Origin of the sequence: Kitasatospora sp. NPDC057542 (assembly GCF_042801945.1) — a bacterium.
In the GTDB taxonomy this organism is placed as follows: Bacteria; Actinomycetota; Actinomycetes; order Streptomycetales; family Streptomycetaceae; genus Kitasatospora.
In genome coordinates, this window is the sequence record NZ_JBHVFE010000448.1 from 1 (window position 1) to 7323 (window position 7323).

8 protein-coding genes and 1 pseudogene are annotated in these 7323 nt (G+C 71.7%); 5 read left to right on the forward strand and 4 right to left on the reverse strand.

Annotated features, from left to right (window positions below; translation table 11 throughout):
- Positions 1 to 177 (forward strand): annotated as a pseudogene (locus ACFU7Y_RS36025) (thioredoxin-disulfide reductase); the annotation flags it as partial.
- Positions 178 to 236: 59 nt separating this feature from the next.
- Complete coding sequence (locus ACFU7Y_RS36030; protein ID WP_374119914.1) at positions 237 to 380, forward strand: hypothetical protein; 144 nt, start codon at positions 237 to 239, stop codon at positions 378 to 380.
- A 12-nt stretch (positions 381 to 392) separates the two neighbouring features.
- Here ACFU7Y_RS36030 and ACFU7Y_RS36035 read toward each other — a convergent pair whose 3' ends face one another.
- Genes ACFU7Y_RS36035 through ACFU7Y_RS36050 form a run of 4 tightly spaced genes read right to left on the reverse strand, consistent with a single transcriptional unit; the run spans position 393 to position 3983 of the window.
- A complete protein-coding gene (locus tag ACFU7Y_RS36035) occupies positions 393 to 1562 on the reverse strand; it encodes an ABC transporter permease (RefSeq protein ID WP_380770883.1) in 1170 nt (389 codons plus the stop codon).
- The gene (locus ACFU7Y_RS36040; RefSeq protein ID WP_224276446.1) at positions 1559 to 2221 is read right to left on the reverse strand and encodes an ABC transporter ATP-binding protein; all 663 of its coding nucleotides are present in this window, start codon (positions 2219 to 2221) and stop codon (positions 1559 to 1561) included. Before ACFU7Y_RS36040 ends, ACFU7Y_RS36035 begins: the two co-directional genes overlap by 4 nt.
- A 56-nt stretch (positions 2222 to 2277) precedes the next feature.
- Positions 2278 to 3363, reverse strand: coding sequence for a peptidoglycan-binding protein (locus ACFU7Y_RS36045; protein ID WP_224276436.1), 1086 nt, complete (start codon positions 3361 to 3363; stop codon positions 2278 to 2280).
- Complete coding sequence (locus ACFU7Y_RS36050) at positions 3360 to 3983, reverse strand: hypothetical protein (protein WP_224276438.1); 624 nt, start codon at positions 3981 to 3983, stop codon at positions 3360 to 3362. The genes ACFU7Y_RS36045 and ACFU7Y_RS36050 overlap by 4 nt, the downstream gene beginning before the upstream one ends.
- A gap of 133 nt (positions 3984 to 4116) precedes the next feature.
- Between ACFU7Y_RS36050 and ACFU7Y_RS36055 the strand changes: the two genes are divergently transcribed.
- From ACFU7Y_RS36055 to ACFU7Y_RS36065, 3 genes are read left to right on the forward strand one after another with little or no spacing between them, the layout of a single operon-like run.
- A complete protein-coding gene (locus tag ACFU7Y_RS36055; protein ID WP_224276440.1) occupies positions 4117 to 4815 on the forward strand; it encodes a response regulator transcription factor in 699 nt (232 codons plus the stop codon).
- Complete coding sequence (locus ACFU7Y_RS36060) at positions 4812 to 6236, forward strand: HAMP domain-containing sensor histidine kinase (RefSeq protein WP_224276442.1); 1425 nt, start codon at positions 4812 to 4814, stop codon at positions 6234 to 6236. The genes ACFU7Y_RS36055 and ACFU7Y_RS36060 overlap by 4 nt, the downstream gene beginning before the upstream one ends.
- Complete coding sequence (locus ACFU7Y_RS36065; protein ID WP_224276444.1) at positions 6233 to 6751, forward strand: hypothetical protein; 519 nt, start codon at positions 6233 to 6235, stop codon at positions 6749 to 6751. The genes ACFU7Y_RS36060 and ACFU7Y_RS36065 overlap by 4 nt, the downstream gene beginning before the upstream one ends.
- The last annotated feature ends 572 nt before the right edge of the window (positions 6752 to 7323 follow it).

The following is a 7323-nucleotide window of genomic DNA, read 5'->3' on the forward strand; positions in this document are numbered from 1 at the left end:
GGCGCCGAGCTGATCCCCGACGACATCGTCGCGGTCGACCTCACCGGTGACATCAAGACCGTCACCGACTCCGAGGGCAACGTGCACAAGGCGCGTGCCGTGATCGTCACCACCGGCTCCCAGCACCGCAAGCTCGGCCTGCCGAACGAGGACAAGCTCTCCGGCCGTGGCGTCTCCTCGGGCCGCGACTGGAGGTGGACTGGTCCCGGTGCGCAGGGCACGGCCTGTGTGCCGTCGTGGCGCCCGGGCTGGTTCGGCTCGGCCCGCACGGCTACCCCGCGTCGACCTCGATGCCCGTCGCGCCGTGGCAGCAGCACGCTGCGCGCCGGGTGGTGAGCCAGTGCCCCGCTCTGGCGTTGCGGCTGGACCGGCGCGGCTGAGGTGACGGGTGGTCAGCCCGCCGCCGACAGGGCTTCGGTCGGGTGCAGCCGGGCGGCGCGGTCGGCCGGGTAGAGGCCTGCCAGGAGCCCGATGAGCAGGGTCGCGCCGAGCCCTCCGACGGGTGCCCACAGCGGGATCACCGTGGTCCATCCCTGGGCCGTCGCGAAGCCGGCCGTGGCCAGTGCGCCGAGAACCGTGCCCGCTGCCCCGCCCATAGCTGACAGCAGCAGCGCCTCGGTGAGGAACTGGAGGCGGATGTGGCCGCGGGTCGCGCCCAGTGAGCGACGCAGGCCGATCTCGGCCCGGCGTTCGAGTACCGAGATCACCATGGTGTTGGCGATGCCGACCCCACCGACCAGCAGCGCCACCGTGCCCAGTCCCAGCATGAGGGTGGTCAGGCCCTTGTCGGCGGCGGCCTTCGCGGCGAGCGCGTCAGAGGGGCGGGAGACCCTGACCGTGCCCTCGTTGCCGGGGTTGACGGTACGGGCGAGCACCGCGCGTACCGCCTCCACCGAGGCGTCGCTGGAGCGTTCGAAGACCGTGGTGGGGTGGCCGTCGAAGCCGAAGTACCGTTCGGCGGTGGGGAATCCGACGAGCGCGACCCGGTCGAGGGTCGGGACCAGCTCGACGGGTTCGAGGATACCGACGATGACGAACTGCCGGTCGTTCATCATGATCGTCTCGCCGGGGGCGGTGATTCCCAGTCGTTCGGCGGCGATCGCACCCAGCACGGTGACCGGCAGCCCTTCACCGGCGCCGTCGAGCCAGACGCCCCGGGCTGTGCGGGCGCCGAGGGCCTCCAGCAGATCGGTACGGGCGGCCTGGGCGGTGACCCCTGCGGTCTGCTCCTCGGGGACGACCGCGCTGCGGCGGATACGGACGTCGAGGTCGGCGGTCGCGGTCGCGTGCTGGACCGCACCGATCCGCTCGACCATGGCGGTGGCCGTCTTCGGGAGTTTCACCTCCTGGCCGAGCGCGTCCTTCCCGGCCTCGGCGGTGAGCAGGTTGGTGCCCAGCCGGTCGAGCCGTTCCATCAGGTCGGCGCGGCTGGAGGTGGACAGACCGACCACGGCGACCATGGTCGCGATGCCGATGGCGATACCGAGCGCGGAGAGCACGACCCGGGCACGCCGGGCGCGCAGACCGACGGCCCCGACCCGGAGGATGTCGAGCGCGTTCACCGGGTGGCTCCCCGCTCGTCGGCGACGATCTCACCGTCGCGGAAGCGGATCCGCCGTGGCAGCGACGCGGCGATCTCGTTGTCGTGGGTGATCACGCAGATCGTCGTTCCGGCCGCGTTGAGCTCGTGGATGAGCTCCATGACGAGCTCGCCCGACGCCGTGTCCAGCGCACCGGTCGGCTCGTCGGCGAGCAGTAGCGCGGGTTCGCCGACCACCGCACGGGCGATGGCCACCCGCTGCTTCTCTCCGCCGGAGAGCTGGTGGGGGCGGTGGTCCAGCCGGTGTCCCAGGCGTACTCGTTCCAGCGCGGCCCGGGCCCGAGCGCGCCGTTCCCGTAGCGGAACTCCCGTGTAGAGCAGCCCGTCGGCGACGTTGTCCACCGCGTTTCGCCCGGCCGCCAGGTGGAAGTGCTGGAAGACGAAGCCGATCCGGCGGGCACGCAGCGCCGAGAGCCGGCTGTCGGAGAGTGCGGCGACCTCCTGCCCGGCGACCCGTACGGTGCCGGAGGTCGGACGGTCGAGGGTGCCGATCAGGTTGAGGAGGGTGGACTTCCCGGAACCGGAGGGCCCCACGATCGCGACGAGTTCGCCCTGGTCGATCCTGAGGTCGACACCGCGCAGGGCGTGCACCTCGCCGGGGTAGGTCCGGACCGCGCCCATCAGTTCGACCACGGGGGTGGTCGGGGGCAGGGTCACCGTTTCGGCCTGGGGTGGGGTCACTGCTTCGCCACCCCGACCTTCATGCCCGCCCGGAGTTCCTCGCCCTGGACCTCGATCCGGCCGTCGGCGGTCATCCCGGTGGTGACCCGTACGGTCCTCACGGTGTCGCCCTGGACCACCTGGAGTCCGTAGCCGCCGTTCTCCCCGCGCAGGGCGACGACCGCTTCGACGGGAACGGTGAGGACGTCCCGGTGCGCCTCGCTGACGAACTTCACCGTCGCCGTGGCCGTCGCCGGCCCGCCCTCGGACGTACTGGGCGAGCCGTCCAGGGTGATCTCGACGGTGATCCCGTCACCGTTCCTGCCCGGAGCGGAGGGCTCGGCGGTCTCGGGGCGGACCGTTCCGGAGACCTTGCCCGGGAGTGTGGTTCCGTCTGCCAGGGTGACCTCGACCCTGGTGTCGGGGGCGGTCAGCGGGGCGTCGCCCTGGTCGAGCCGGGCTCGCACGACGGGCCGGACGGACGCGACGGTGAGGATCGCCTTGTCCGGGCCGACCCGGTCGGCGAGCGCCGCGTCGGCCGTGACCACCTTGAGCCGTTCGGGCTGGAAGACCACGTCTCCTCTGCCGACCGTGCCGGTCGTCTCGCGGTTCAGCGACTTCTGCCAGCGTTTGACGGCCGCCTCGGTGGCCTGGTCGAAGTGGACGTCGATGTGGAGGCCGGCCCCGAAGCCCAGGTCGCGCAGGTTGCGTTCCAGCTGGAGCACATCCGAACCGCTGTCGCCCGTCTTCAGATCGCGGTACATCGGCACCTGTCCGTACAGCAGGGTGACCGGCCGGTCGTCGAGCCGGTACAGCTCCTGGCCCGCGCTGACCGTGCTGCCGGGCTTCGCCGCGACGGTGACGGTGCCCTCGACGGCCGCCTTCACCGTCCGCCGCCCGGCGAAGTCCAGCTGCCCGTCGACGTTCTTGCTGCGGACGAGGTCGGTACGGGTGATCTCTGTGGTGGCGGGCGGCAACCGGTCCTTCCCGGTACCCGTGCCGGTGGTTCGGTGGCCGGTCGTTCCGGCGCCCACCGCCACCACACCGGCCAGTGCGGCCGTGGTCGCGACCGTGGCGAGCAGGAGCCCTCTGGAGCGCTTCACTGCATGCCGTCCAAGCCGTCGAGCAGCTTGTCCTTGCAGGCCTGGCGGGCTTGCTTGTAGGCGGCGGAGCCGCGATCGAGCGAGGGGTTGACCGGATCGGGTTCGCCGCCGGGCAGGACGTTGCCGTGGGACATGGTCGGGTTGGTGAACCGGGACACGCCGTTCTCGCGCATGCACTTGGCGTGCGCGAGCATCGACTCGAAGTCCTTCTGGGCGTCCCGCTTGGGCTCCAGGTTCATCGCGGCCATCATCTCGGGCGCGCAGACGCCGTTCCTGCCACCCTTCTGCTCCTCCCCGTGGCCGCTCGGGTCGGCGATCTCGGCGATCCTGCTCCAGTCCAGGTGGCCGCTGAGCTTGGGATCGGGGAACTCCTTGACCCCGCCCTTGGTGCGCATGCACCGGACGTAGGTCAGCTGGGCGTCGTAGAAGGCGCTCTTGCCGCCGTTGCCGGGCCCGGCGGTCGTCGGCGCCGGGCTGCCGGCGGAGGCGGTGGTGGTCTCCGGGGCCTCGGCGATGCCGTCCGCCTTGCCGCCGCCCCCCTCGCCGCAGGCGGCTACGAGGGCGAGGACGGGGAGGACGGCGAGGACGGCCAGACGCGGCCGGATGCTTCTCGTGTTCATGGCGACCACTGTCGGCGTGGCACATGGTGAGCCATGCATGAGCACATGATGGGAAGGTAACAATGCCTGACGAGCTTCGATCGGCTGCCCGGACCGGCACTGAAGCGGACAAATCTCACCCATAATCGTCACCATGCCGCATGTTCTGCTGATCGAGGACGACGCCTCCGTACGCGACGGAATGGAGCTCGTCCTGCGCCGCCACCGGTACGAGGTCGATGTCGCGGCCAGTGGCGAGGAGGCCCTCGCACTGCTGGACGGGCCGGACGGCGGGCGAATAGAGCTGGCAGTGGTGGACCTCATGCTCCCCGGATTCGACGGCTTCGAGGTCTGCCGGCGGATCCGGGCGCGATCCACCATGCCGCTGATCATGCTGACCGCGCGCGGCGACGACCACGACGTGGTGACCGGCCTGGAGGCGGGCGCCGACGACTACGTGGTCAAGCCGGTAACGGCCCCGGTGCTGGAGGCCCGGATCAGGGCGGCGCTGCGGCGGGCCGATCCCGCGCTCCGGACCGGGCAGCGGCCCCGTGTCGAGGAGCACGCGGGCCTGGGCCTCGACCGCGCCGCGCTGACCGTCACCAAGTACGGCGCGCCGATCGCCCTGCCGCCCGTCGAACTGCGGCTGCTGCTGCAGCTCTCGGCGTCGGCGGGCCAGGTGTTCAGCCGGGAGCAGTTGCTCGAATCCGTGTGGGAGCACGGCTTCCTGGGCGACTCGCGTCTGGTGGACGCGGCCGTGGCACGGCTACGGGTCAAGATCGAGGACGTCCCGGCGAGACCGCGCTACATCCAGACGGTCCGGGGCTTCGGCTACCGTTTCGGACCGCTGTGAGGGTGTTCGCGGGCCTGCGGACCAGGCTGCTGGCCGCCTTCGTGCTCATCGCGCTGGGCAGCGCGGCCACGGCGACCGCGCTGGCGTACCGCGACGCGCGTACCGCCGTACTGCAACGCGCTCAGGACACCACGACGGCGGACTTCCGCTCACGGGTGAGCGAGGTCGCAGCGGAGTTCGACGTGCCGCCGGACCAATCCTCACTCACCGTGTTCGCCGACCGGGTGGCGCAGGGACTGCGAGGCGGGACGAAGGTGGTGGCGGTGTACGGGGAACTGACCGGGACCTCGGACACGCGGACCGACCCGTCGCGGATCCCCCCGGAACTGCGGACCGCGGTTCACGAGGGCGCGAAGCTGAAGCTCCAGCGGACCAGCCGGCAGGGCGAGCCGTACCTGGTGGTCGGCACACCGGTCACCTTCACCGAGGACGGACGGGCATCCGGTCTGGAGGCGTTCGCGATCACCTCGCTGCGGGCCGAACGGGACGACACGGCCGCACTCCTGAGGAACGTCAGCCGGGGCCTGTGGCCGGCCCTGCTGGTAGCGGTGGCCCTGGCGCTGCTGGCGGCCCGGACCGTACTGCGGCCGGTGCGCGTTCTCTCGCGCGCCACCCGAGACCTGGCGACCGGCCGGCTCACCAGCCGCGCGGTGGTCCAGGGCAGGGATGAACTCGCAGATCTGGCAAGGACGTTCAACGCCACCGCGAGCGCGCTCCAGGCCTCGGACCGGGAGCTGCGCGAACAGGAGGCCAAAGCCCGGCGCTTCGTCGCGGACGTCTCGCACGAACTGCGCACCCCACTGGCGGCGATGACGATGGTGACGACGGTACTGGACGAGGAAGCGGCCGCGGGACACCTGCCGCCGGACGCCGCGACGGCGGCCCGGACAGTGAGCGCGGAGACCGCGCGGCTTGCCCGGCTGGTGGAGGATCTGATGGAGATCTCCCGGTTCGACGCCAAAGCGGCCCGACTGAACGCGACGGAGACCGACCTGGCCGCCGCCGTGCGCGCCTCGCTGGCACTGCGCGGCTGGACCCCCGAGGTCCACACCGAACTCCCTTCCGACGCACGGGCGGTGGTCGACCGGCGGCGGATCGACCTGGTGGTGGCGAACCTGGTCGGCAACGCACTACGGCACGGCGCACCGCCGGTCGAGCTGGTGCTGACCTCCGACGGCGGCGAGGTGACGCTGTCGGTCCGGGATCACGGCCCCGGGCTGGCACCCGACGTTCTCCCGCACGTCTTCGACCGCTTCTACAAAGCGGATTCGGCCCGCACCCGGTCACAGGGAAGCGGTCTCGGCATGGCGATCGCACTGGAGAACGCGCGGCTGCACGGCGGCACGATCGAGGTGTCCAACGCCCCGGACGGCGGCGCGGTCTTCATCCTGCGCCTGCCCCGTACGGGAACCGCCGAATGAGCGGATCATGCCGAATCCGGGCCGCGCTCACCGCAGGGGCGCTGCTCCTGCTCGCCGGATGCGGCATACCGTCCACCGGGGTCCCGCCCACCGGAGTGCTGGACGGCGGCCCGGCGGCCTCCGGCCTGACCACGGGGCTACGCCTCTACTTCGTCGGCGACGACGGATTGCGCGGGGTGGCCCGGCCCGGCGTCCGGGTGCAGCAGCTCGATGACGTGTTCAAGCTGCTCGCCGAAGGGCCTTCCCCCGCGGAGCAACGCGCCGGACTCACCACTGTGGTGTGGGCCGGCCCGTACACGGCCAAGGGCGACGGGCGGCAGGTGACCGTCCGCGCGCCTGGGATCTCCTTCGAGCCGGGGCGCGACCAGAAGGCGAACGGCCAACTGGTGTGCAGCCTCGCTCGGGCCCAGTCGCTACTGGCCGACGGCGTTCGGCCGAACGACGTACAGGTGACGCTCGTCGGATCCGGCCGGTCGGTCGGGCCCTTCCCGTGCTCGTACTACCTCGGCGGGTGAAGTCGCTGCGGTGGCCGCCCGGCCGAACGGCCCCCGGCTCTCCCGAGCGCACCGTCGGGCGAGCGGCCAAGCGGTGCCGACGTCAGTACTGCGTTGACTTGCCAGGCGGTTCGAGAACGGAGCCGGATGTCGTTCTCGTTCGGGTTGGCTCTTGTGGAACCGTCGCCGGTGTCGAAGCCCCATCGGGAATCGGTTCACCGCGCGGAGGCTGTCGGCGCCGCAGTGCTTGACGATCGCCTTGGTGGGAGCCGGCGCGGGACTGCGCGGACGAGCGGAGCAGGGCAGGGACGACGGGGGAGCCCTCACCTTGGCCGCCGGCTCCAGGGCGCCGACCTGCCTGACGTTCTGCCCGGCCCTCCGGTGATTCGCGCATGCATATTGTGCGGCTGGGTGGCAGCGTGGATGCCTCAAGATCCGGATGCGCGCGGACGGCCTGGATGCATGAGATGGACAGCCACGCCCTTGGGAACACGACACCGGGCGGACCGGGGGAACACCGGTCCGCCCGGGGTCGGCTGCGCTCGCGGCTGTGGGTGCGCAGTGTCGCCGGGCAGGTGTTCCTGTGGATGCTG

Bases quoted from the DNA above. Each gene is read 5' to 3' on its own strand.
- ACFU7Y_RS36065 (WP_224276444.1), top strand. From the start codon at position 6,233: ATGAGCGGATCATGCCGAATCCGGGCCGCGCTCACCGCAGGGGCGCTG.
- ACFU7Y_RS36055 (WP_224276440.1), top strand. From the start codon at position 4,117: ATGCCGCATGTTCTGCTGATCGAGGACGACGCCTCCGTACGCGACGGA.
- ACFU7Y_RS36050 (WP_224276438.1), bottom strand. From the start codon at position 3,983: ATGAACACGAGAAGCATCCGGCCGCGTCTGGCCGTCCTCGCCGTCCTC.
- ACFU7Y_RS36040 (WP_224276446.1), bottom strand. From the start codon at position 2,221: ATGGGCGCGGTCCGGACCTACCCCGGCGAGGTGCACGCCCTGCGCGGT.